Genomic DNA, 24,079 nt, shown 5'->3' with positions numbered 1-24,079 from the left:
GACTCACTGCCTCCCGATGTCGCGGCCCCCTCAGGCACGGTCAGAGATCAAACCAGCTCGACGCCGATATGGCGCCGGTCGAGCAGGGCGAATCGCTCGGTCGAGCCCGTGAACCACCCGGATGTCGCAACGATGGGCCCTCGGGCCGTTACCTCCCATCGTCGTGCGTGATGCCGATGATCTCGCCATTAGTCCACAGTGTCGTCGGACGTTGGCGAGGTGTTACGCAAAGCCGAGCTGGATCGGCGGGTGTCGGACGTGCCGGACCCGCCACCGATCCTCGCGGCCAACGACGATGAACTGTGCGAATGCATCGGCGGTCATCCCTTGACGGTCGCGAGCCTGCGGGAATTGGCCCGGCGGGCCGCGGTCGTCACAGTTGAGCCACGCAGTCTCGACGATCCCCTGTTGCCGCCGGTCGACTGACCAAGTCGTGCCGGTGGCCGGTCACATCAGTTCGAGGCGGAGCCAACATCGCAACGGAGGTGACCCGTGCCGGCGGGAGGGGAGGGGCAACGTGGCAGCACTACGGCGATCTCGGCGGCGGTTGGGTGTCCGAGCATGAGGCAACAGACGATCACCTGCGCTTCGAGCGGCAACCGCAACAGGTTGTGCAAGGCCTCACGCAGGCCCGTTCAAGGCGACTACCACCCGCGTGTCAGAAACCGGCACCTGAGCGCGTCGAGATTTGGTGGTTCCGGCTCGTCCGACCTTCGCGTTCATTCAAGGGACGCACTAACTGGGAAGCTGGTTGATCCATCCGGCTCCACCGGTCCTGGATCGGCGCCGAGAGTGACGGGGACTGCCTACGCGTCGGGTCTCGCTCTCAGGGCAGAAGGTGCAATGAGGTGCCCATGTCGTCAGAACGATCGCAGCACGTTCATCGGGCTGCGCGTCGGCGGGAAGGCCGGACTGCGGTCGGCCGCACCTCGGCGGTGTGGCATCGGGTCTCTCACTCGGCGTACTCATCGATCTCTCCGTACTTCGGCGCCGTCCAGGCGAGGGAAGATCAGATGACGACCAACGAGCTTCGTCCCCGGGATGCCGTCTGCGAACTACCGCTCCGCGCTGTATCGGCTCTTTGCTCGTATCAATACCTACTTGATGCGGTGGATCCGTAAGAAATACAAACGCTTGCGGGGCATGAAATACGCGGTCCGGTGCTGGCGGGGGATCGTCGTACGATATCCCGGATGTTCGCGCACTGGGCATGGGTTGCTGTTCGGCTCAGGCGGTTCCACTGCGGCGGGCCGCCGGACGGTGCGTCGTGGGCTGTCCGAGGTCGCCGGATGAGCCGTGCGGCCGAGCCGCGACAGCGGCCTCCAACTGCACGCCATCCGATGCTCGGCGATGAGGTCGGGGGTGCGGGCCAGGTGGGCGATCGTGGTGATTCGGCGAGCTGATCCGGGTCCGGCCGGCGATCGGCAAGCCTGCCGTGTGCCTGTGTGACCACCTTTTCGGCTTCGATCTTTATGACGAGCTCACGCTAGGTTCATGCATGTCGACGAACGCGAGATGTGACGAACATCACGTTGGATGTCGATGTGGATCATTGAAAACGCCCCGAAGCCGAGCTTCGGGGCGTTGGGGCAAGCGTCGCGGCAACGACGAACTTGTCCTTGACCTGGGCTTCGGCTGCGGCACGCAGTTGCTGTCCAGGGTGCGATTGGATCGCACCGCCTCAGCTTACGGGGCCGCGCTAAGAGTCGAGTAAATGGTCGAGTTGGACATCGCGGATCTGATCAGCCTCAGCTGGTGCGCTGGGTGGGTCATGTCGACCGTACGGACTCTGGCTGTGAAGGGCCAGCTCAGGCACCTTCGTTTGGGGCGTTCAAGATCGAGTTTTCGAGGGGTGTCGACCATGGAGGGCAAGCAGGGGCGGTTTTGCGCCGTCGACCTGTCGGTTAACGCATGGGATGATGGTGCTCCCTCGGGCCCGCGCGGTGTGCGCTCCCGAGGGTCATACGTATGGGGTCGGCAAACCCCGCGTATGAGCACCTGGAGCACGGCTTCCGGCTGCGGCACGCGGAGTTACCTGGCACGCCGACAGGTGACCAGATCCAGGAGGGCGCGGCATGTCGTCATCGCCATCATCACCGCCCGAAGAACCCTCACGCTCAAACGGCGCCATTGAGGACGACTCCAAGTTCCAGCTAACACTGGCGCATGTACTCACCCTCGCTCTAATGGAAGGATTCGTCGGCTGGATGATTACTAGAGGTTTCAGTCCGGCTGTGGCACTTGCTAGTGCGGCTGGATGTGCAGGAATCGTAGTCGGGATGTGTGCTACTCCTCGCATGGCGCGAAAATTTGCCAAGATCCTTAAGGCAATGAGCTGACTGCTTGGGAACGAATGCCGATCAGACGATGCTGACACTGTCTGCGGAACACCTAGTCGCCAGGACGCCAAGCGAACTTGCGCGGCTACTTCAACGCGTGTTGGCGGCGGCGAACATCAGTGTGACGACGCTGGCTCGTGCGACAGGAATTTCGAGATCCCAGCTATACAATTTGACCGACGACCGTCGGGAATCGCTGCCGCGAGATTCAGAACAGCTTCGAATTTTTCTCGAGGCTTGCGATCTGAGGGCTGACCAGGTCGAGGTTGTGCTTTTGGCTTGGCGTCAGCTTGACCACCAACGCCAAATAGCCAGGAGTCAGCCGCTCGGGTTAGACGGGCGTGGTTCGAGCGGTCCGTTCAGCGCACGTCAAGGCGTCTACGTCCAGCTGCTTGGGCCCGTTCAGTTGTTCGACGGAGAGGTCGCCGTCCCTATCGGTGGGCCAGGCATCAGGGGGGTACTGGCATTACTGGCACTCAAGCCGGGCAAGACTGTGGGGCTCGGCGAGATCATCGACGCGTTGTGGGGTCACGACCCGCCGGCGACCGCGCGGACCATCGTCCACGGCAACGTCTCGCACCTGCGACGGATCCTGCGCGACCTCGACGGGCCGAGCATCGTGACTGCGCCGCCGGGCTACCGTTTGGACATCGAGCCCGACCGGATCGACGTCCACAGGGCGCGCACGCTGCTGGACCGCGCGGCGGCGGCCACCCCCGAGGTCGCCGCCACGCTGCTCACCGAAGCGCTCGCGCTCTGGCAGGGCCCCGCGCTGGGCGGGGTTCCCGACTCGCTGCAGGCCCCCGAGCTGGAGGACCTCCGCCTCGCCGTGCACGGCGCCCGCGTCGACGCCGACCTTGAACTCGGCCGGCACGCGGAACTGATCGTCGAGCTCAGCCCGATCGTCCGGGCCGACCCGCTGGCCGAGCGGACCGCCGGCCAGCTGATGCGGGCGCTCTACCATGCCGGGCGGCGCGGGGACGCGCTCGAGCTGTACCGGACCGTCTCCCGGGCGACCCTACGCAATCTTGGCGTCGAACCCGGCGCCGAGCTGCGCTGGCTGCACGAGCGGGTGCTCAAAGATGATCTCCCGGCGCTCGCCGCCGCGGTCGTGTCCGTTGAGCCCGCGAAGGCGATTTCGCAGCTGCCCGCGGCGGTGCCCAGCCTGGCCGGGCGTGGCGAGGAGCTGGCCTGGCTGGACGGCCTGGTGACCAGGGTCGAGGCGGGGGAAAGCACGGTCGCGGTGGTCAGCGGTACCGCCGGGGTCGGCAAGAGCACGCTGGTCGTGTGGTGGGCGCACCGGGTGGCGCCGCGGTTCCCGGACGGCGTCCTGTTCGCGTCGCTGCGCGGTTTCGACCCGCACCACCCGCCGCTGGAGCCGGCCGAGCTGCTCACGCAGTTCCTGCTCGGCCTCGGCGTCGACACCGCGAAGATCCCGGAGCTGCTGCACGAGCGCGTCGCGCTCTACCGGTCGCTGATCGCCGGGCGGCGGATGCTGGTGCTGCTCGACGACGCCCGGACCGCCGAGCAGGTGCGTCCGCTGCTGCCGCCGAGCGCGCGGACGATGACGGTGGTGACCAGCCGTTCGCGCCTCGACGGGCTCGCCGTGTCGAACGCGGCCAAGCAGCGCGTGCTCGGCACGCTCGCGCCCGACGACGCCGTGCGGCTCATCGAAGAGCTCGCCGGCCCGGCGAGCCTCAACCACGCCCTCGCGCGGCTGTGCGGCTACCTGCCGCTGGCGCTGCGGATCGCGGGCGCGCGGCTCTCGGCGAGTCCAAATCGGACCGTAGAGGAGCTGGTCGACGAGCTGGGCAACGAGCGCACCCGGCTGGCGGGACTGGAGGTCGAGGGCGCCGAGGACGGCGTGCGCGCGGCGCTCGACGTCTCCTTCCGCGGCCTGCCCGGCGAAATCGCCGAGACGTTCCTGCAGCTGGGCGCGATCCCGGGGGTGATGGTCGGGCCGCACCTCATGGCCGCGGTCGCGCAGATCCCGGTGGCCGAGGCGCGCCGCCGGCTGCGCGCGCTGGCCGCGCACAACCTCCTGGCCGAGACCGGGCGGGACGTCTTCGTGCCGCATAACCTCGTCTGGGTGTACCTGCGAGAACTCACGGGACGGGAGTTCGATGACAAAGACCATGAGCGGACTTTGAGCGTGACACTTCGCTACTATCAGGCGGTGGCCGACTGGGCGCGGCGCCGGCTCGGCCGAGTTACTGACACGCTGGACTATTCCAGTGTGCTCGCCGATGACGCGATGCCGCCGCTGACCGGCTTCGGCGAGGCGCAAGACTGGTTCGTGGCCGAGTGGCCGAACCTCCTCGCGGTCCTCGATGCCGCGTACGCGGCGGGGCGCTACGACGACGTCTGGCGGCTGGCGCGGCTCGGGCACACCTACCGCGTCGTGTGCCCGCTGCTGGATGAGTGGTCGCGGATGGTGGATCTCGGCGTCGCCGCCGCCGAAGCCGCGGGCGAGGTCGCCGGGCAGGGCTGGCTGCGGCTCGCGCGGTGTGAGATCGCGCTGACCTTCGAGCTGCCGGGCTTCGGCCTCGCCGACGCCGAGTGGGCCGCGGAGCACTCCGCCGGGCTCACCGACGAGCGGCTGGTGACCTCGGCCGACCTGCACCTCGGCCGCGCGCTGAGCCGGCTCGGCGAGCACGACAAAGCCATCGAGCGGCTGGCCAAAGCCGTCGAAGAAGCCCCCGACGTCACACTGCGCGGGCAGGCGCTCAGCAGCTGCGCGCAGGCTGAGAAACGAGCCGGACGGCTGGCCGACGCGATCGCCCACCAGCTCGACGGCCTGCACGCGGACCGCGAACTCGGCGACGACGGCCAGGTCGTCGCCTCGCTGGACAAGCTGGCCGAGCTCAGCCTGCGGGCGGGTGATCATGCGGCCGCCGAGCGGTACGTCTGGGAGGCGATCGACCTGGCGATCAGCCGCGAGTTCGTCGCGCGCGAGGGCGCGCTGCGGCTGACCCTGGGCCGGGTGCTGCGGGCCAAGGGCGACCTCGACGGCGCCCGTGAACAACTCGCGATGTCGGTGCGCATTTACGAGCGGGCGCACCCGAAGCTCGTCGGTGAGGTACGCGCCGAACTAGCCGACCTTCGATAGGTCAAGCCTCTGGCGATCATCCCGCGTGGTTCCGAGCGTCAGCCTACTCGCCGAACCGCAGCTCAATGGTGAATGTCAGTGGGTATAGATCGACTCGGTCCTCCTGTGCGGGCAAGTGTGTAGTTGTTGCCCAGCTAACCGCGGCCGTCAAGAGGACGGGCTCGGGGTGCCGTTGCGCCAGACGCAGGGGGTGCTGTTGCCGATGGCGAGGCGTTGGTTGATGTTGGCGCGCAGGCTCATGAGGTAGCCGTCGCGGGTGGCGTTGATGAACATGTCGGCGGGCCGGCTGTCGGTGCTGAGTGTCCAGCCGTGGCCAGCCCACCAGGCTTTGAGGGTGTCGAAGTAGGTGTTGTTTTGGGTGGTGGGGAGCCCGTTGACCCAGAAGGTGACTCCGAGCAGGAGCTGTCCGGTGGGTTTGCCGGCGGAGTCGGAGCAGTTCAGCGGCTGGGGTGGTAGCTCTTCCAGGGTGAAGCCGGGTGGGAACGCGCCGGCGGTGGCTTCGCGGATCTGGTTGGTGGCGGCGGTTTGGGCTTCGGTGAGCGTGATGGTGGGGTTCATGGGGTGGTTGTCTCCGCATCCGGCAGTGGTGGCCAGCAGAACTGCGAGGACCAGGAGCCACGAAGGCGTCTTCGGGGTTCCCTTCCGTCCTCGCGTCGCGGCGGTCACGGTGCCGATGCACCTGCTATGACGTTGGCCATCCCTTGCAGTGACTTCGAGTTGGGGTCCCAGTAGTCGCTGTGGCCGCCGGTCACGTTCGAGTCGAAGGCGTGGCCGCCGAACCAGCCGGTTGTGGGGTCGGGGCCGAGCGGATCGACGGGGTCAAGGGCGGGGATGTCGAAGTTGGTCAGCGCCGTGACTGGGTCCATCGCCGCTTTGGTCGCGAAGAAGTGGTTGCTCATCTGGCCGGATGGGACGCCGTCGAGGCGGAGGTCGGTGGCGTGCTGGACGCCGACGCCGGGGCTGGCGACCATGACGAGGTTGTCCGCGGGGAGGCCGAGGTCGCGGGCGGTTTGGCCGACGACGGTGGTGCCGTAGCTGTGGCCGATGACGGTGGAGTTGACCGGGATGGGGTCGTGGCTGGCGCCGAGGCCGTCTTGGAAGCGACGCAGCCCGGGCTCGGCGTGATCGGCGAAGCTGGTGCTGGCGGCGTCGGGGATGATGCTTTGCGGGGCGTCGTAGCCGGCCCAGGTGATGACCGAGGTCGGGGCCGGGTTGAGGACGCTTGCGGTGTGGTTCATCAGGTCGGCGCGCTGGATGTCGGTGGCGAAGCCGTCGAGCCCGGCGAAGGTACCTGGCACGTAGGTGGCGACGTTCTGGGCGTGGTCGGGGTTGCCGATGGCGATGATGGCGTGCCCGGCGTTGGCGGTGTCGATGCCGAGCAGGAAGGCGGGTGGCTGGCCGGGTAGCGGCTGGTTGAGCCGCTCGTTGATCGCATCGAGCCCTTTGAGCTTGTTGTCGTTGGCGTCGGCGTCGCGTTCGAGGTCGAAGTACTCGTTCTGCTGGGTCGGGTCGGCCTGGTCCAGGCTGTTCATTCGGTTGCGTAGGTCTTCGCGTTGGTGCTTCAGATCGGCGTACTGCTGGTCGAAGATGGTCCGGTTGGCTTTGTCCCGGACCTCGGCCGGTAGGCCGTCCATGACGCCGAGCGCAGCTGGGCGGTCGTGAAGGAGGATCGCCTGGCCGGCGGGGGACAGGCTGGCCCACCACGCTGCGGTCTGGGACGGCGTGGCGTTGGCCGGCGGTTCCGGCAGGGTGAGCCCGGGGTCGACCGCTCCGGCTGCGGCTGCGGCGGCCACGGTCGTTTCGTCGCCGGTGCCGAACTCGCCGTCTTCGGCGCGTTTGAGGACGGCGGCGAGGTCCTGGTCGATGTCGTCGGCGGTGCGGAGTGCTTGGGTGATGTCGTCGACGACCTGCTTGTGAGCGCGGGCCCGGTCGCCGGCGTCGAACTCTGGCGGTGTTCGGCCGTCGGGGAAGGTGTCGGTGACCGTGCCGGTGTCGGAGATGCGGTAGCCGTACTTGCGGGCGTATTCCTCGGCGTTGGTCACGGCGCGTTGCACGCCGGTGATGGCGTCGGAGGCCTGGGCGATGGCTTTGCCGACGATGCTGGCCCCGGCGGCGAGCTTGTCGATGCGGGCCATCAGCGCCCGGTGCGCGGACGCCGCCGTATCGGCCGCTGGCCCAGACCAGCCCTCCACGGGAACCGTTTTGCCGTAGTCGTCGCCGGAGTGGACCAGCACGTCGAGCTGGCGGCGGATTGCGTTGTAGATCTCGTCGAGCTGGGCGGTGTTCCACCGCTTCACGTCCGACAGTGAGACCATCAGCGCGGACCCCGGAGAGAACCAGCGCTCGTCAGGTCGCTGCTGCCGGCCTCGTCCGTGGCCTGATAGCGCTCAGCTGCGGTGGCCAGGCTCTCGGCCTGAGTCTCGGCGTCGATGCACCAGGACCTGAACGCCGTGGTCCACGACTCGCCCATGGATGGAGCGGCTTCGGCGACCGCGCCTCCCGGCATGGCCGCGGTTAGTCTGTGAACAGGCTCCCCGCAGTCGACACCTCGCAACTCGCCGACAGCGTCGGCCGCGTGTCTTCGAGCGGTGCGGAGCGCTTCCGGGACTGCCTGAAACCCCATGCGTCCCTCCCCGTAGCGACCTAGTCACGTTAAGCCACAGGTGTGCCGAGTGCAATATGCACATCGCACGCAGGGTGGGTTGACCTGCTTCTGTCCAATACTTTCGGGTGGTCAAAAGATCGTGTTGAGCTAGCGGGGTTTCGTGGATTAACCATTGACTGTCGCGGCCGCTTGCTACGGATTCCGGCATCACAGCAGATTGCGTCGTGCGAAATCGTGGTCAAGCCGTGGTGCTATGACTCGCCGAAGGCGGTTGCGCTACAGGCATCATGTGCGATGTCGCTCAGCCTCGACGGCTCGGACACCGGCGTCGATCCCGCAATCGCGGCTCTGAACCTCGTGGATTGCCTGACCGGGGTACGGCTTACTGACGAACTCGTGCGATGGATGCCCTGAACGCGACTGGCCTGACCATGCCCACAAGATCGCCATCGGGGCTCTCGAGAGCCGCGCACTGGCCAGGCTCAGCCGCAAGCACAAGATTTGGGCGGCGGCGATCGCCGAACGAGGCCTCTACTGCCTCGAGCACGGCAGCTACCCGCCCGTCCCCGATCCGGCACCCGTGAGCGCCGATATGCCTCCGGTGCCGCGCGGTCAGCGGCGCTCTGATCACCACTCAGTGTCCGAAACAAGCGTAAGGTCTCCGCAGACTTACATGGGACAAGATCCGTTCTGGTGCGACCGCGCGAGCCGCCGGTCCGTGCACGTTCACGCTCCAGCGCCGAGCTGATCCCGCACGATGCCCGCCAGCTAAATCGAGGCGACGGCGTGGAACCGCGCCGTGACGTCCACGCCGAGCCGGAGGCCGGTGGTGATCCTGATCAGGCGCCCGTTGACGTGGGCGGAGTGCCGACCGGCAGTTTCGAGCTCGGCCCTCGGCACCTCGCGGGCCTTGCGCAGCGCGTAGGTCGCGCTGTCGAAGGTGATCAGCACAGCGATGTCGAAGTCGAAGGACCGGAAGACCGAGAACACCGCGCCCGCCCTGGTGTCGGGCCCAACGGTGCGGGCCTTCACCTGGACCCGGCGGCCATCGGCGGCCAGCAGGTCGTAGGACTTGACCGAGTTCGGTTCCAGCGTCCCGTCGTAGACCTTCGCGGCGAGGTACTCGGCGTAGTCGCCCAGGGGCGCGTTCCGGGTCCGCACGACGCCGCGGTCGCGCACCTCGGCCAGGATCGCGGCGTACCGGCCCAGCAGTTCGGGGACAGACGCCGTGCCAAGGTCATCGCGTTCTTCAGCCACTCGCTCATCTTCCGCCAAAGCTGCCGACGGTGAGCTTTCCGGGCGCTGTCAGCACTGCTCTGCGGCGCTCCGGGGAGGGCGATGGTGTCGAGGATGTCCCGGTCTCACCCGGTGTCCACGGGTGCGAGGCGAAGTGGTTGTGCGTGGCCACGGCCGGGCTGCCGACCGCGCGCCAGGCGTCGAACGTGAGCAGCCGCAATCCTTTGTCGATCCGGTATCGGGGACTGACGCCACCCAGGACGGTTGCCACGCGCTCGGGTCGTGCATGCGGGCCCGCGCCGCTTCGGCGGCCGCGGCGGTACGCCACGCAGGTTGGTGCTCCTGTCCGCATCCGGGCACTTGGGCCAGCGGCACGATCCGGGTGGTCGCCACGCTGCTGGTCGGGAGCACGACTCCGCCGGCGATGTCGCCGCACGGGCTGCCCAGCTCGTCGGCGATCACGACGTTCGCCCGCGCCGGCTCGCGGGCGTGCTCGCACAGCTGCTGCTCCTGCTCGGCCTCGACGGTGCGCTCGATCGCCCGCAGGCAGTCGGCGTGCCGGTCCGCAGCGATGTCAGCCGCATCATCACCTCGGTGCGATCGGCGCGAGCGAGTGACCGCAGCCGCTGGTCCAGCAGCAGGTCCCGGGTATCCACGAGTTCGCCCTCGTCGCTCATTCCCGCAGCATTCCACTCCCGCGGCAACGATCAATCACCCCACGGGCGGGCCCGTGACGCACTTCGGGTCAGCGCGGCGACCGCCTCCCAATGCGCCGTCCGGCGCCGTCGAGAACCCGGCGCCGCGCGAGAGGCATCGTCGGCGTGCCAGCGGCGATGCGTGGCGGCCGGTGCTCGAGCCCCCACCGGCTACCTGCCCATCGCCGCTGCTCGGGACGCCGCTGAAGTCGATGGTCGGGCACTACTGTGGGACTCAGGAGCCCATCACGAGCACAGCCGAGGACCACGAATGATCGTTCAGATCGACTTCGACATGCCAGCAGAGATTGCGGCGGGCCTACTCAACGGTGACCTGCGCCTCTTTGGCGGCGTTGTGCGCAACGGCGCTGGACACATCGTGGCCCACCTCAAGGAAGCCTCTGCTTCCACGTTGAACCACGACGCGGCCGGAGCGGCAGCCCGAATGCTCAAGAAGAAGCCAGTCGTCGTCGCGGGGCTCGTGACCCTGGCGGTCGTCGGGTCGGTCGCTGCCGCTGTTCCAATCGTGCGCAAGCGAAGGCGGGCACTGCCGGAGTGCGTCACGAACTACAACGACTCGCTGCGCACCTACCTCGAGAGCGTCCGCGACCAGAGCCTCGATGCTGAAACCATCGAACGCCTCATCGCCGATCTCGGAGCGGTCAAAGCGTATTTCGAGAATGGCAACGTCACTCTCGACTTCGCCGCGGAGGAGTCCGAAACTCTGGTCCAGGTTGTCATGGACTACACGCGGCAGTTGGCCGAGGCGAACTTGTTCGATCTGGACGAGTTGCCGGAGTCGCCCCCGATCTCGACGGGCGCTCTCGTCGTGGACCTGCGTCGCTACCTGGAGATCCAGCGGAAGATCTTCAACAACGCAGCCTGATCGACTCCGCGCGTGCCCACCCTCCGGCGGTGAGCTCGCGCGGACTGATCGAGAGCCAGGCAGCCGACCCTGGTAAGGGCCGACGGGCAGTCCGCTCGATGTCTTCGGACTTCGCGGCGAATACGTGCCCGAGCGGACCGGTTTCCGACGCCAGGGCGATGCTTCCGTCGGTGGCGATCTCGACGGGCTTGCCGGCCGCACCGGCAACGGCCATCAGCGAAATCGCACCGTACGCGGCAGTGCGCAGGGCGCTCCGGTCCTCGTCGGTTCCCAGCCGGCGTGGTGCGGCGGTGCGACGAGCTTCCAACCTGCCCAAGGTCAACCTCAACCGTGAGCTGCTCACAGAATCCAGTTGTGAGACGTCTATGCCGCCGAGCGCGTGCGAATGTCAGGACGATCCCCCAAGCCAGTAGAGGGCGAGATCAACGTCGCGGGCCAGCCAGGTGCCATCGTGTCGGTGAGCCAAAACGAGTAGTGCATCGATCAACTCCATGTAGCGCCCGTATCGACCGGCGGACGAGGGCAAGATTTCGCCCAGCAGTTCCAGGCCACGATGGGCTCGTTTGTCGTATACGGCCATGCGGTGTGGGGCGGCGGCGACCAGCACCGCGGAGGCGAGGGCATCTCCTGTCGTGAATCCCGGAAGCGAAGTCAACAGTCGACGTCCCTCGCGCGCCGCGGCCGGAGTCGACGCATGCGGGTTGTGGACTGCGTCCACGACCCGCGCTGTGGTGGCGCGCACCTCGAGGTCCGGCATGCTCATCAGCCGGCGCGCCCATGGAGTGTCTGCGCGAAGTCGCTTCCAGAGGAGCAGCGCACCGATGTCCGATTTGCCGATGCTTCCCTCGGCTCGAACACGCTCCGCTACCTCGAGCAGCACCTCCTCGTAGGCGGACGCCACCTGCTGCTCGTAAGCGGTGCGCGCCGTTGTCAGCCGAACCCACGTGTGATCACGAGCGCCGTCCAGTTCTGTCACATCATGCAGGACAGCGCCCGAGCAGCCCGACGAGCCCAGACTCCAACGTCCTCATCCGCCGACGAGCGGTTGTGTGAAAGCCATGATGACGGCGTTGACACCACTGCGCATAAGGCGGGCGGAAGATACGACTGTGTGCTGCGGCTGAAACGTATCCACAGTGGCTGACACGTTGCGCCGATGAGATTCGGCGAAGTCAAGCAAGCGCATGAGGTGACCGTGGGTGCGCAGTATGTCAAGTCAGTCGCTTGATTGAACTAAGCCATCCGGATGGCCGAGGCCGTCGAGCTGCCTGGCGTTGTAACTCTCCAGTAGGCCGGGACGCCCTGCCGCTACCTGGTCCGGTCATCTGATGTCCTGCCCGGCTTGGCGCAGCGGAAGTAAGGTAACCAGCACGCTGACCGCCGCGGCCGCCCGGACGGGCAGGGTTATTTACCCTTTCGGACCGTCTTCGCGCTGGCCCGGTTCGCCAGTGCCGCAATTAGGCTTTATCCGGGCACAGGGAGACGCGATGCACAGTGCCGGGCATACCGACCGACAACCGGAACGCACGGGCGGTCCGAAGCGAGCCGAGCAGCGGGCCACGCCGCCCACGCTGGCCCCGGACAGGCTGCACCGGGCAGATCTGGGCAGCCGTGCCCGAGCGGTGGCCGCCCTGCAACGATCGGCCGGGGCGCGGGCGGTGGCCGTCGCGCTCCAGCGCCAGGTCCGGTCTGCCACGACCGCCGGCGAGCGAGTCCGGGTCGTCACCTACCAGGGTGTCCGCCACGAGATCGAGGAAAGCCAGTGGTCGCAGTTCCTGGCTGGCCTCAAAAGGATCTTCCGCGACCAGGTGCTGCGCCCGCTGGAATCCCGGATGGACTCGGCAAGCGGCCTTTACGACGCAATGGTCGCGCTCAACCGGGACCAGTGGGCGGTGGCCTGGTTCCTCGAAGCGGTCCGGACAGGTGTCAACCTTGACGAGGTCGCTGCGCCGATCCGCGCCGGACAGGAGGCGTTGCAAGCGTTGCGGGCCGTGGCGGCAGGTGATGACCTGGCCGCCACCGAGACCGCCACCAGGGTCGCTGAACAGCGGATCAACTTCGCGCACCAGTTAATCAACGAGTATCGGAACCGGCAGATCAGAACCGGCGAGCTGACGGTGACCGCGCTGGAGGTCACCTCGACGGTGTGCTTCACAATCTTCGCCTTGGCCGGTGGCGCGGTGCTCATGGCGCCGGCCGCGGTGGGCGGGGCCGGGCTGGGAGCGGTGTCCGCCGGTGCGGTCGTGGGCGGTGGCACGGCGTTGCTGTCCAGCGCGGCCAACGTCGGGGGCAAGGTGGTCGTCGGCGACGAGGTGGGGTGGACCGACCTGCGCACTGTCGCCTTGGAGACGGTCACCGGGGTTGCGGGTGGTGCCCTCGGTGCCGGTGTGGCCGCGCGGCTCACGCCGTACATCGCCCCCGCGCTCACCCGTTCGATCATTGCCGGCGGCCTGCTGCGCGGCGTTGCCGAGCCGGCGCTAGCCGCGACCGTCAACGGGGTCGTCGCCGGATCATCGGCGGGGGCCGTCCAAGGCGCGGTGATGGACGGCATCAGGGTGCTGGACGGGCGGGCGACGTTTGAGCAGTTACTGCGCAACGTGATCGCCAACCTCATCGCTGGCGGCATCGTCGGCGCGGTGACCGGCAGGCTGGGCGGTATGCCGCCGGGATACCCGCCCCCTCCGCCGGGCGGCGGCACTGGCCCAGTCCCGGGCGGCCCGGCGGCCCAGAACGTCCTGGTGGTCGGCGCCGAGACGGCGGGAGAGTTCGGATGGGCCGCCGACGTGGCAGCCGCCGGCCAGCAGGTCACGGTGGTCAACCCGGTAATCACCCCCGAGGCTCAGGCGTACGCGGCGCGCGGCGGCACCGTCGTCAGGGGCACCGTCGAGAGCCTGCCGCAGCGACCGGCGTACACCATGATCCGCGAGGATTTCCCATTTCCGCTCGGCCGGATGTTCGAACCGACGGTCGAGTTCGCCACCGCCCGCATCTCGAGGCTCGCGCCCGGCGGCCGCTGGGTGGTGACGACCGAATCCGTCGAGTTCGCCGAGACCCTGCAGGGGGTGGCAGCCGCCCAGCGGGGCACGAGTGTGACTGTCCGCGAAGTCCCCGCCCACCACGAAGGCGCACCGGTGTCCCAGTGGCCGCGGGACGTGACGCGGTTCATCCTCGTGGTGGAGAAGGCGCCCGGCCGGTAGCCGCGGTCAGTACTCCTTCCTGATCACGGAGGAGGAGTCTTGTCGTGGCCGGTGACCAGCCGATACTGCCAGCCCGGCCGCGGCACAAGCCCGCTCGGTCGCAGGGGCCTTCGTGGTGAGTGTGGTCGGCGGCGTCGTGGTCAGGCGGATGGTGCTGAACGCCAAGGTGAGGTCGGCCCGGTCAGCATCGTCGGCCGTGCGACGCCGGTGCCGACCGCTACGACGTCGTGCGTAACTGCAACGCTCCCTTGGGCCACTATGCCGAGTACCTCGCCGCGCAGGTCTGCGGCGGGGAAGTGGCCGCGAACTCGGTCAAGTCCTATGACCTGCTCCCTACCAACATCCGCCGGGTCCAGGTCAACGCCAAGACGGTCGGCCCCGGACACCGGGGCGAGCGCCGTTTTTTGGTCTTCCGGTCCTTCGACTTCGACGTCCCTGTGCTGATCACCTTCGATAACTTGACCTACGCGCTGCGCTGGGCCCGAGGGGGCGCCGGTTGCTGATCTCGAAACTGCATCGCCGCCAGCTCGGCCTCCCGGGTGACCCGGGCCGCCTCGACGTTGGCGAGCTCTTCCGGCCGGTAGCCGAGCGCGCGCAGGGCGGGCAAGTCGGCCGGTGCCGGACCGCGCAGCACCATGTACTCGCCGATCACCCGGCCGGCGGTCTCGATCTCACGCACCATCGCGGGCGCCAGCTCTGGCGCTCCGCCGCCCTTCCGTCGTAGTACGAAGGCCTTCTGCTCGGCGACGCCGAGTGGGTTGCCGAGGCCGAACACCGGGATCGGCGCGGGCGGTGGGCCACCGAGATGCTCGGCGAGCGCGGTCCGGAGCTGGTGCTCGATCAGGACGGACTGCCCAGCGATGGAGACGAAACCGGAGATCTCGGTGTGACGTCGGCCAGGTCGGTACGTTGCCGGAGAGAGGAGACCCGGCCCACTTCGATGTATGTCGCCACGGTGAGGGGTACGAGCACCCTGCGAGCAGCCGTTGCCCGGCGCTGGGCTTCGTAGACGCGCAGGTCCTCAGGGCGCTCAGGCCGACCCAGCCTCGCCTTGGCCAGGGAAACCCAGTCTTTCAGGTCCAAGAAGACTTTGATCCGGTCTACGGCGCCGGCGCCGAGCTGCGGGTACCGGCCGGTCTCGTCGCAGTGGCGGACAGCCAGGCGGACAACGTCGGGCGCAATGCCGAACTGATGCAGGGCTGGGTCGAAGGGCTTCGTGGTGGAGCCGGTCGAGGCCGTCCGGTTCCCTCCCCGGCCCAGGCTCATCGCTTCCTTCTATCGGCGGTACACAAAGCTGGCGACCGAGGGTAGACCTCGGCACGCTCTCGCATCATCCGGATTTCGTCGCTGGTCGCCTAAATGGGTGACGACACTTGGTCGAGCGCGGCAGCCGAATCCCGTCGGCTCCCGACGTGGCCGCCGAACAGGCGCGCTACGACTGAGTGTGGCCTGGGCGGAGACCGGCGCCGACCTAGCGTGCACGATGCGGTCTCCAGATTCGGGGTCCCCAACAGTGTGAAGCTCGCGGATGCGGCCCGGCAGACACGGGATGGGCCTGCGAAGAGGCTAGGTTGTCCGGATGAATGCTGATCGCGCAGCGGAATGGTCGGCGATCGCGGGCATCGCGGGCGCTGTCGCCGCGATCGCCGGCGTCGTCGTCGCGGTGCTGGCGTACCTGATCGGTCGGCACGCCCGGGACGCGAGCCGAACTTCGGCGGTTGCGTCGAAGGACGCCGCTGCTGCGGCTGACGCGATGCTGAAAATTGAACAGAGCCGCCGCTACGGCGAACTCGCGCCGCAGCTGTCAGTTGCTCTGACGGCGTATTCACCAGATGAAGCCAACGACCTCTTGAGATTGACTTTGACGCTCACCGGTCCGATCGAACTGCCAATGTTGGACAGCGTCGAAATCCGGATTCGCGACGATTACCCGCACGCGGCAGGCATCGCAGGTGGTCCCACTGAGGAAGAGTTGGCATCGGTGATTTGGGGACCGCTGCGATTCCGCCCGCACGTAGACGACGCCGACTCTCTCGGGCGAGCAACTCCGGGCGTGCCGGCCGTCAAAGGGACTCCAATCGTCCGGATACTTGAGCCGTCTCTGTCACCGCGCTGGACCGACCTCAGGTCGTGGCGTCAGCGGTACCGAACGAGCCCCTTGCAGCTGTCCGTCATCTGTCGGTTTGGGACGTACACCTGGACCCACGTCATCGATCTTGACCTGCCCGCCACAGTTGCAGACAGACCGGAGATCTGACAGCAACGTCACCGTCAACAGACGACCGCCCACGTTTCAGTCACGATAGCTGCAGGTCGGTGGCGAACTTCAGGGCTGGTTCTACGGCTACCGCGGTCGCGCGGATGAGGCTGCGTTCAGAACAGTATGTGAGTGCAGCCGGCATGCTTGGTCGCGCCGACGAGGTACTCGCCGGGATGGGCCGCACGGATGCCCGTCGAGAATGGACGCGAGGACGTCTTCTCCGGTGTGATGAACCAGCGGTACCCGGGGATGGGCGTGCGCAGGTGCTCGAGCACCCGGGTTCCGACCCTGCGCCGCTGCTCGTTATCGATCAGGCCGATCTCGCCGAGCATCACGCACCGGCAGGTGGTGCAGGTGTCGTAGTCGATGCCTCCGATGTCGAGGTTCGCGCGGTAGATCCTGTGCCAGCAGCTGGTGACCCCGGAGGGTTCGATCCGGCGGTTTCGGGGGCCGAGCGGCGCGCCGCCGCCGAGGTCGACACTGTCTGGTTGGCCCGGACGCGAGCCGAAGGTCAGCTCCTCGATCGCTGGGGCCTACCAGGCGAAACCGACGCCGAGCCACGGTACTTCCGGCTCGGTGAACGTCTATAGGAGGGCAAGTCAAATGTGGCAAGACTGAGTCTTCGCCGTGCAGGAGGCTTCGCGGTGTGGCTCTGGACCGAGTGGGGTCTTGAGTGGCAAGGGCGGTTAGAACCCCCTTTATCACCCAAGACTCCGCCACATTTGCCCTACCCCTCAATAACCGGGGAGAATTCCGTGAAATCCGCCGCTTCCGACTTCACAACCTGGCCTCGACTTGCACGGGCAGGTCGCGGGCGGAGCGGATCAGGTCGGCGTTGATGATGGTGGGGCGGCCGCCGACGCGGCCGCAGGCCCTGACGGTAGCCAGCCCTTCGCGGGGGCTAGAGACGACAGCTTGCAGAGGAACTCGGCGAGCGCGGTGAAGACGTGGAAGACGAACTGGCCGCCCGGGGTGCCCCCGTCAAGCGCGATGTCGCGCGACCACGCCTTCCGATCACGACGCTGGCCGAGGATACTCGAACCGGAGGGCCTAAGGAGTCACGACGTGGACGCCATGCTGCTCATGAGCCGGCTGATCCTGGCGGGAGTCTTCTCGATTAGCGGCATCGCGAAACTGATCGATCCGGGTGGAACCCGGGACATGGTCGCCGGTTTCGGGTTGCCGCCCTGGATCGCGCGGCCGGTCAGCTATCTGCTGCCCCTGGCCGAGCTGGCCGTCGCCGGGACGATCCTGGTTCCCGCCACCGCCGGGCCGGCCGGCTTCGCCGCCGCCGGGCTCCTCGTCCTGTTCACGGCCGTTGTCGGCGTGTCGCTGCTGACCGGCCGTGAGGCGTCGTGCCGCTGCTTCGGCCAGCTGAGCGCCTCGCCGATCGGGTGGCGCACCCTGGCCCGCAACGCGGTCCTGGTCGGTGTTGCCGTGGTCGCCGTCGCCGGCTGGCATGAGGCGGGACCGCTGTCGACCTGGGAGTGGCTGGACCGACCGCCGGCCGTTGCGTCCGTCGCGTTGGTGTCGGCGCTCGTCCTGGCGCTCGCCGTGCTCGGCCTGGCGCTGGTGATCGTCCAGCTGCTCCGTCAGAACGGTCGGCTGTTGCTGCGCGTGGAGGCCCTCGAGAGCACCGGGCGGGCGCACGCGAACCACTCGCCACCACCACCCCCGTCTCCAACACCGGCGGTGCCCGGATTGCCGGTCGGCTCGATGGCTCCTGGCATCGATCTCGAGGATCTGGACCACCGCCGCGTCCCGGCGGAGACCTGGTCGTGTGCGCCAGGCCCGGTTCTGCTCGTGTTCCTCGATCCCGGGTGCGGCCCATGCCGTGAGTTGATGCCGGAGCTCGCGCGCTGGCAACGGCAGTTCGCGGCCGGCCTGAGCATCACGATTATCACTCGGGACGACACCCGGCTCCGGCGCGACGTGGATCGGCACGGGCTCGCGTCGGTCCACGTGCAGCGGGGTCGGGAGGTGGCGGAAGCGTACGGGGTGACCGGCACGCCCGCGGCGGTGCTGGTGCGCGGGGGCCGCATCGGCAGCCCGGTCGCCGGGGGCGCCGACGCCATCCGGCACCTCGTCCGCCGAGCGACGACGGCCGATCCACCCCGGCGACCCGCCCCCGAGGCTGTCCCGATCGGCCGCCCGGCGCCTGACCTGGCGTTACGGAGCCTCGACGGCGAGCAGGTGCGGTTGCCGCGGCACCGCGAGCACCCTGTGGTGCTGCTCTTCTGGAACCCGGCCTGCGGCTTCTGCCGCGGGATGGCCGAGGACCTGCGCCGATGGGAGGAGGACCGGACCGCGGACCGGCCCGACGTGCTCCTGGTGTCGACCGGTGAGCCGGACAGCAATCGAGCCTTCGGCTTCCGGGCCGAGATCCTTCTCGACGAGGGCTTCGTGGCGGGACAGCGGTTCGGGGCGACCGGGACGCCGTCGGCCGTCAGGATCGACGCGGCCGGGATGGTGGACTCGTCCGTCGTGGTGGGTGCTCGCCCCGTCCTTGAGCTGCTCCGGGAGTCCGACGGCGACACAGCGGGGGTGAACGATAGACCCGGTTCCGCATTACCGGCACATGGATGAGGCAGTCCCGGAGATGGACGACTTCTTCGATCAGTTCGCGGTGCGCATCGCAAAGGCCGACAGGGAACGCGCGGAGAGCCGCGATGCGCGGTCAGGCTGGCGTTTCGGCGAGCCAGCAACCCGCCGGCAGGTGCTCGGCTGGCTGGGCGGGCTGACAGCGGCTGGTACCGCCGCCCTCGTCGGCCTGCGCCCCACACCCGCGTGGGCCGCGTTCTGCCAGCCGCCGCTGAGCGACTGCGGCTCCCTGGCGACGCATCCGGACTGTTGCACGCCGAGTCAGGCGTGCTGCGATGTGGTCGGCCGCGGCGGGTTCTGCTACGACCCCACAACGAACTTCTGCGACCCCATCTGCGGACCACTGGGCCTGGCCATGCAGTGTTGCGGCCCGGGTACGGCTGGACCCACCGGCACGCGCGCCTGCCAGGCGACCGAGACCTGCTGCGTCGATGCCACCGGCTTCGCCACCTGCTGCCCGCCGGGGCAGGTGTGCGTGGATGGCGGGTGCGCCTCGTGCGTGCCGTGCGGCGCGCACTGCTGCCCCGCCGGGCAGCAGTGCTGCAACGGCACGTGCTACGACCCGGCGACGTTCTGCTGCTCGGCGGACGCGGCTGGCGTAGCAGCGGCGCTCGCGGTGTCGACCGTGGGCCCGAGGTGCGGCCAGCACTGTTGCCTGTCCGGAGAGGAGTGCTGCCACGATCGGTGCACCACCATTGGCACCAACGACAACTGTTTCGGCTGCGACGACGTCTGCGGCCCGGGCGAGGCGTGTTGCCCGCTGCCCGGCAGCGACCTGTTCTTCTGCGAGAGCCTGAACGACATCGACCACTGCGGCGCCTGCAACAACACCTGCACGGGCACGGATGCGGCCTGCTGCCACGAGGTCTGCATCAACACGGCCTTCAATGCAGCCAACTGCGGATGCTGCGACTGCCCGTGCGACCTCAATAAGATCTGCTGCGACTCGCTGTGCATCGATCCGCTCACCGACCCAAACAATTGCATCACCTGCGGAAACGTCTGCCCGCCCGGAGAGGTATGCACCCGGTCGGGTTGCTGCCCGCCTGACCGGGCCTGCGCCAGAGGATGCTGCCTACCGGGCGAGGAATGCAAGAAGGGTAAGTGCAAGAAGAGCAAGCCGAAGAAGCTCGTGGCCGCGGCGGCCAGCTCGCGCTAGGTATCCTGCCGACGGCGCAAGGCTCGGGAGCGCGGCGATTGCGCCGGGGGCGATCAAGATGATCGGAAAACGATCGTCTGGCCGACGCGAACAACCGCCCACCCCCGCCGATCGGCCGGCTACGGGGCCCCACTGTGGCGTTTTTCAGCCGCCGCACGAACTGTCATCAAGGGACCCTCTGACGACACGCGGCCAGGACCGTCATCGGACCGGGGTAAAATCAGGTCGATCATGGGAACAGCGCCGCCGCGATCCAGTGCAATCCGATCCGAATTGCCGACAGGTAGAACTCTCGGTGACCGCCCCCATCGGCGGTCGGAGAGGCGGCGGGGTCGTGGCGGAGCTGGTCTACCCGCGGCTGTCTACCGACGAGCAGAGCACCCAACGCCAAACCCACCTGCTCGCCGAAGCGGGCCTGGTACGACGGTGCGCGCGGGGTACGGCTGTTCTCCGACCCAGCGACGTCGTCGAAGATCCCCGCCTACGCCGACGCGCACGCCGGGCACGGCGACTTCCGTTCCCGAACCAAGATCACCGCACAGGCCGCCCACGCGTTCCAGCGCTCAGCGTGGATTACGCCGCTTCCGTGGCCGATCCCACGATGCGTGGAGGACCTCGTCCACTGTTCCGGCCAGCGGGCGCTTGGCGTGCTCGGCAGCCTCCTTTTCTTCGAAGTACCAGATGAGTTTTGCGTCGGACAGCCCGCAGCCGATCAGGTCCTCGCGTTGCCCCTTTGCTTGCTGATACGCATTTCGTGATGGGTCGTACGAGTCGTAGTCCCGAGAGCCCCGGCCTGAGCTGCGATAGAGCCGGAGCTCCGAAGACTTCATCTGCGCCATCCAGCTCACGTAAACGTCACGGCCGTTGCGGTTCAGGCCTTCCTCGGCCAGGTAGCCGTGCTTGGTCTTGAACTCGAAGCGGCCATGGCGACGCCGGTCCACACCACCGCGAGCCCGCCGACCAGCACCACCAGTGCGAGCCACAACAGGGCCGCCTCGGGCAGCCAGAACCTCGACGACGTCATGTCTCCAGCACGTCAGGAACCCCGCGGAGGTTGCCGAGCGGCCGGAAACTGGTCTGCGACCGCGACGGCGGCGACCTGGGACGGACCCGCCGCCTGGGCGCATCTCGGCCGCCCCGGCGATCGCGCAGGTCAGCAAATGCGATGGTCCTCAGCAGCTTCCAGTCGCCGCGTCGAGATTTTATCACCGACGGCTTCGGTGCATTGAAATCAAGTAGCCGTAACGCGGAGGCGGTTCGAGGAGACTTTGGGCATATACGCCAAGCTTCTCAAGGGAGTGGTGTGCGATGACGGTCGAGGCTGTCGAACTGGTGGTGACGGCGCTAACTGCGGGGGCGGCCGCGGGGATGAAGGATACGGCGACTGCTGCCGTGAGGGACGGGTACGTAGGTTTACAGACCGCTGTTCGGCGCCTACTGAGCCGCGGCGACCAGGCCGACGTTTCGTTGCTGGAATCTCCCGGGGAGCATCGAGACGAGCTCGTGACCGCGCTAACCGCGGCGGGTGCGGCGGACGACGAGGACGTGCTGGTGGCCGCGCAGACTCTCTTGGCGCAGGTCGGGCAGGCGGAAAAGTACGATGTGCGAATCCGTGACTGCCAGGGCGTTCACGTCGGCGAAGGCAACACCATGCACCTGAAATTCTGATTCGGCCAGGTGCAACCGATGACACCGGATCCTCGGGTCGAGGTCGATCGCAGCCAGGCGGTACAAATCGGCAATGGCAACACGATTCACGTCCACCCGCGAGTTACGTGGGCTTCGCTGTGGCCGGATCAGGCGAAGAAGTCGCTGGCTCGGCGAGTCTTCCTCAGCCACACAAGTGAGCTCCGCAAGCTACCGAAGACAAGGTCTTTCGTCGAAGCTATGGAGTCGGCAGTGACGCGGGCTGGTGACGCGGTAGCGGACATGGCCTACTTCACGGCCCGGGATGTCACTCCCGAGCAGGTGGATCTTGAGAAGTTGGCCGAGGCCGACGTCTATGTCTTGCTCGCCGGGTTCTGCTACGGCTCGCTGGTTCGCGGCCGCACGGACGTGTCGTACACCGAACAGGAATTCCAGACGGCGACCACGGCCGGGCTGCCACGGTTGGTGTTCCTGCTAGACGACGACACTGAGGGCCCGCGCGCCTTGTTCAGTGACCCGCAGCACGGCGACCGCCAAGAGGCGTTCCGGCAGCGGTTACGGGGAAGCGGGATCACACTCCAGACGGTCTCCACGCCCGACCAGCTGGAAACTGCGTTGTTCCAGGCTTTGACTGAACTTCCCCGTCCCCAGCAGCAATCGATGCCTGCCGGCCGGATCTGGGGAATCCCGGGTCGCACGGTGGAGTTTACAGGTCGCGAAGGCTTGCTGGCTGACCTGCACGAATCGCTCCAGACCGGGCAGCCGACGGTGGTACAGGCAGTACATGGGATGAGCGGAATCGGCAAGACCACCACAGCGTTGGAATACGCACATCGCTTCGGCAGCGACTACGACATGGCTTGGTGGATTCCGTCGGAAGATCCGGGCCTCATCGCCGGACGCTTGGCCGACCTCGCCCGGACACTGGACCTCGCGACCGAGCAAGATTCGACCAATGCCGCAGTGGCCCGGCTGCAAGGAACACTGCGCTCTCGGAACCGCTGGCTGTTGGTGTTCGACAATGCCGAAGACGCCACCAAACTGCAACCATTCCTGCCCGGCGGCGATGGCCACGTGATCATCACCTCGCGTAATCCAAACTGGGCCGGGGTCGGCGCAACGCTGCCGGTGCGAGAGTTCACGCGTCCCGAATCGGTCGAAGTGCTGCTGACCCACCTGCCCGAGTTGCCCTATTCTGACGCCGATCGAATCGCAGACGCGCTGGGCGACCTGCCGCTGGCGGTCGACCAAGCTGGCTGGTTCCTTTCCGTCACCGGTTGGACCGCCGACACCTACCTGACGCTGCTCAACGAACGCGCCGAAGAACTGCTGGCACGCCACGAGCAGACCAGCGGCAATCAGACCTCAGTTGCCGCGTCGTGGGCGCTATCGTTCGACAGGCTTGCCCACGACCATCCCGCAGCCCTGCTTGCATTGACCTGTGTGGCATGGCTGGCTCCAGTACCTGTACCCCTCACGCTGCTGACCCAGCAGGCCGACAAACTGCCGGAGGAACTGGCATCAGTCGTCCGGGATCCGTTGGCATTCGCCGACCTCGTCGCCGTTCTACGTGTGCGTGGCCTCGCCGATGTCACGGCGACCACCGTGCAACTGCACCGCGTTCCGGCGGCTCTGCTGCGTGCACGGACCAAAAACGACGCACCCGTTACCGGCGACAGTTGGCCAGTAGTTGTCGTTCGGGTACTTCGCGCGGGGCTTCCTCCGGTCAGCCCCTGGGGCAATCCATCCATATGGCCGCTTTGGCGGCCGCTGGTGCCGCATCTCCTCACCGTGACCGACATCTGCCGTGACCTGCAGCCCGTAGTCTGCGACGTCGCCTATTTGCTCGACCGCACGGCTACGTATCTCCAGAGTCGCGGCGATCCTCGAGCTGCCATGCCGCTGTTCTCCCGAAGCTACGAGCTATTCCGGGAGGCTGAGGGCGTCGACCATCCCAGTACCCTCGCCACTGCAAGCAATCTCGCTGTCGTCTTGAGGGCGCTCGGGGAGTACCAGCAGGCCCACGACCTCAACCAGGACACCCTCACTCGCTCCCGACGTGCCTTCGGCGACGACGACCCCGAAACCCTCGCCAGCGCCGGCAATCTCGCTGTCGTCTTGAGGGCGCTCGGGAGGTACCAGCAGGCCCACGACCTCAACCAGGACACCCTCACTCGCGCTCAACGGGTCCTCGGCAACGACCACCCCGAAACCCTCGCCATCGCCAACAACCTCGCCCTCGACCTCAGGGCGCTCGGGAAATATCAGCAGGCCCACGACCTCAACCAGGACACCCTCACTCGCGCTCAACGGGTCCTCGGCAACGACCACCCCGAAACCCTCGC

18 protein-coding genes and 1 pseudogene (1 of these 19 running past the window's edge) are annotated in these 24,079 nt (G+C 67.5%); 10 read left to right on the top strand and 9 right to left on the bottom strand.

Annotated elements, in window-relative coordinates:
- Nucleotides 1-198: 198 nt before the first annotated feature.
- The 3 genes and pseudogenes from Q5425_RS02955 to Q5425_RS02950 all read left to right on the top strand — a co-directional run bounded on the left by Q5425_RS02955 (nt 199) and on the right by Q5425_RS02950 (nt 5,448).
- Nucleotides 199-426, top strand: coding sequence for a hypothetical protein (locus tag Q5425_RS02955; RefSeq protein WP_308670500.1), 228 nt, complete (start codon nt 199-201; stop codon nt 424-426).
- Between the two features lie 1,941 nt (nt 427-2,367).
- Nucleotides 2,368-2,517: pseudogene (locus Q5425_RS45685) on the top strand (helix-turn-helix domain-containing protein); the annotation flags it as partial.
- 210 nt (nt 2,518-2,727) lie between these two features.
- Nucleotides 2,728-5,448: a BTAD domain-containing putative transcriptional regulator gene (locus Q5425_RS02950; RefSeq protein ID WP_308670776.1), complete on the top strand. Its 2,721-nt coding sequence runs from the start codon at nt 2,728-2,730 to the stop codon at nt 5,446-5,448.
- Nucleotides 5,449-5,595: 147 nt separating this feature from the next.
- Here Q5425_RS02950 and Q5425_RS02945 read toward each other — a convergent pair whose 3' ends face one another.
- The 3 genes from Q5425_RS02945 to Q5425_RS02935 all read right to left on the bottom strand — a co-directional run bounded on the left by Q5425_RS02945 (nt 5,596) and on the right by Q5425_RS02935 (nt 9,310).
- Complete coding sequence (locus Q5425_RS02945) at nt 5,596-6,006, bottom strand: hypothetical protein (RefSeq protein WP_308670499.1); 411 nt, start codon at nt 6,004-6,006, stop codon at nt 5,596-5,598.
- Nucleotides 6,007-6,110: 104 nt separating this feature from the next.
- Nucleotides 6,111-7,763: an alpha/beta hydrolase gene (locus Q5425_RS02940; protein ID WP_308670498.1), complete on the bottom strand. Its 1,653-nt coding sequence runs from the start codon at nt 7,761-7,763 to the stop codon at nt 6,111-6,113.
- Between the two features lie 1,058 nt (nt 7,764-8,821).
- On the bottom strand, nt 8,822-9,310 hold the full coding sequence (locus Q5425_RS02935) for a DUF6998 domain-containing protein (protein ID WP_308670497.1): 489 nt from the start codon (nt 9,308-9,310) through the stop codon (nt 8,822-8,824).
- 312 nt (nt 9,311-9,622) lie between these two features.
- On the opposite strand from Q5425_RS02935, the gene Q5425_RS02930 reads away from it, so the two are divergent.
- A complete protein-coding gene (locus tag Q5425_RS02930) occupies nt 9,623-10,870 on the top strand; it encodes a hypothetical protein (protein ID WP_308670496.1) in 1,248 nt (415 codons plus the stop codon).
- On the opposite strand, the gene Q5425_RS02925 is transcribed toward Q5425_RS02930, so the two are convergent.
- Both Q5425_RS02925 and Q5425_RS02920 read right to left on the bottom strand, forming a co-directional pair.
- Nucleotides 10,854-11,177, bottom strand: a complete 324-nt coding sequence (locus Q5425_RS02925; protein ID WP_308670495.1) for a hypothetical protein — start codon at nt 11,175-11,177, stop codon at nt 10,854-10,856. The genes Q5425_RS02930 and Q5425_RS02925 overlap by 17 nt on opposite strands.
- An 81-nt stretch (nt 11,178-11,258) precedes the next feature.
- Nucleotides 11,259-11,846 carry a hypothetical protein gene (locus tag Q5425_RS02920; RefSeq protein WP_308670494.1) on the bottom strand — a complete coding sequence of 196 codons (588 nt, stop codon included), beginning with the start codon at nt 11,844-11,846 and terminating at the stop codon, nt 11,259-11,261.
- 511 nt (nt 11,847-12,357) lie between these two features.
- Here Q5425_RS02920 and Q5425_RS02915 point away from each other — a divergent pair.
- Entirely contained in the window at nt 12,358-14,067 is a 1,710-nt protein-coding gene (locus Q5425_RS02915) for a hypothetical protein (protein ID WP_308670493.1), read from the top strand.
- A 463-nt stretch (nt 14,068-14,530) separates the two neighbouring features.
- On the opposite strand, the gene Q5425_RS02910 is transcribed toward Q5425_RS02915, so the two are convergent.
- Nucleotides 14,531-14,749, bottom strand: a complete 219-nt coding sequence (locus Q5425_RS02910) for a hypothetical protein (protein WP_308670492.1) — start codon at nt 14,747-14,749, stop codon at nt 14,531-14,533.
- A gap of 158 nt (nt 14,750-14,907) precedes the next feature.
- Nucleotides 14,908-15,333 carry a hypothetical protein gene (locus Q5425_RS02905; protein WP_308670491.1) on the bottom strand — a complete coding sequence of 142 codons (426 nt, stop codon included), beginning with the start codon at nt 15,331-15,333 and terminating at the stop codon, nt 14,908-14,910.
- Between the two features lie 313 nt (nt 15,334-15,646).
- Here Q5425_RS02905 and Q5425_RS02900 point away from each other — a divergent pair, with 313 nt between their 5' ends.
- Nucleotides 15,647-16,324: a hypothetical protein gene (locus Q5425_RS02900; RefSeq protein ID WP_308670490.1), complete on the top strand. Its 678-nt coding sequence runs from the start codon at nt 15,647-15,649 to the stop codon at nt 16,322-16,324.
- A gap of 116 nt (nt 16,325-16,440) precedes the next feature.
- Here Q5425_RS02900 and Q5425_RS02895 read toward each other — a convergent pair whose 3' ends face one another.
- Nucleotides 16,441-16,659 (bottom strand): hypothetical protein, encoded by a 219-nt coding sequence (locus Q5425_RS02895; protein WP_308670489.1) that lies wholly within the window; start codon nt 16,657-16,659, stop codon nt 16,441-16,443.
- A 742-nt stretch (nt 16,660-17,401) separates the two neighbouring features.
- Between Q5425_RS02895 and Q5425_RS02890 the strand changes: the two genes are divergently transcribed.
- Both Q5425_RS02890 and Q5425_RS02885 read left to right on the top strand, forming a co-directional pair.
- Nucleotides 17,402-18,913: a MauE/DoxX family redox-associated membrane protein gene (locus Q5425_RS02890; RefSeq protein WP_308670775.1), complete on the top strand. Its 1,512-nt coding sequence runs from the start codon at nt 17,402-17,404 to the stop codon at nt 18,911-18,913.
- Between the two features lie 13 nt (nt 18,914-18,926).
- The gene (locus Q5425_RS02885) at nt 18,927-20,087 is read left to right on the top strand and encodes a hypothetical protein (protein ID WP_308670488.1); all 1,161 of its coding nucleotides are present in this window, start codon (nt 18,927-18,929) and stop codon (nt 20,085-20,087) included.
- Between the two features lie 563 nt (nt 20,088-20,650).
- Here the strand turns inward: Q5425_RS02885 and Q5425_RS02880 are convergent.
- Entirely contained in the window at nt 20,651-21,028 is a 378-nt protein-coding gene (locus Q5425_RS02880; RefSeq protein WP_308670487.1) for a hypothetical protein, read from the bottom strand.
- A gap of 367 nt (nt 21,029-21,395) precedes the next feature.
- Between Q5425_RS02880 and Q5425_RS02875 the strand changes: the two genes are divergently transcribed.
- Complete coding sequence (locus Q5425_RS02875) at nt 21,396-21,755, top strand: hypothetical protein (RefSeq protein ID WP_308670486.1); 360 nt, start codon at nt 21,396-21,398, stop codon at nt 21,753-21,755.
- A gap of 18 nt (nt 21,756-21,773) precedes the next feature.
- On the top strand, nt 21,774-24,079 hold the 5' portion of the coding sequence (gene fxsT, locus Q5425_RS02870) for an FxSxx-COOH system tetratricopeptide repeat protein (protein ID WP_308670485.1). It continues 151 nt past the right edge of the window; 2,306 of the gene's 2,457 nt are visible here — the first part of the coding sequence; its start codon is at nt 21,774-21,776; the stop codon falls past the right edge of the window.

Source organism: Amycolatopsis sp. A133, assembly GCF_031082405.1.
Lineage (GTDB): Bacteria > Actinomycetota > Actinomycetes > Mycobacteriales > Pseudonocardiaceae > Amycolatopsis.
This window is presented reverse-complemented; position numbering and strand designations above follow the sequence as displayed.

Bases quoted from the DNA above. Each gene is read 5' to 3' on its own strand.
- Q5425_RS02945 (WP_308670499.1), bottom strand. From the start codon at position 6,006: ATGAACCCCACCATCACGCTCACCGAAGCCCAAACCGCCGCCACCAAC.
- Q5425_RS02940 (WP_308670498.1), bottom strand. From the start codon at position 7,763: ATGGTCTCACTGTCGGACGTGAAGCGGTGGAACACCGCCCAGCTCGAC.
- Q5425_RS02915 (WP_308670493.1), top strand. From the start codon at position 12,358: ATGCACAGTGCCGGGCATACCGACCGACAACCGGAACGCACGGGCGGT.
- Q5425_RS02910 (WP_308670492.1), bottom strand. From the start codon at position 14,749: ATGGTGCGTGAGATCGAGACCGCCGGCCGGGTGATCGGCGAGTACATG.
- Q5425_RS02905 (WP_308670491.1), bottom strand. From the start codon at position 15,333: ATGAGCCTGGGCCGGGGAGGGAACCGGACGGCCTCGACCGGCTCCACC.
- Q5425_RS02900 (WP_308670490.1), top strand. From the start codon at position 15,647: ATGAATGCTGATCGCGCAGCGGAATGGTCGGCGATCGCGGGCATCGCG.
- Q5425_RS02895 (WP_308670489.1), bottom strand. From the start codon at position 16,659: ATGCTCGGCGAGATCGGCCTGATCGATAACGAGCAGCGGCGCAGGGTC.
- Q5425_RS02890 (WP_308670775.1), top strand. From the start codon at position 17,402: ATGCTGCTCATGAGCCGGCTGATCCTGGCGGGAGTCTTCTCGATTAGC.
- Q5425_RS02885 (WP_308670488.1), top strand. From the start codon at position 18,927: ATGGACGACTTCTTCGATCAGTTCGCGGTGCGCATCGCAAAGGCCGAC.
- Q5425_RS02875 (WP_308670486.1), top strand. From the start codon at position 21,396: ATGACGGTCGAGGCTGTCGAACTGGTGGTGACGGCGCTAACTGCGGGG.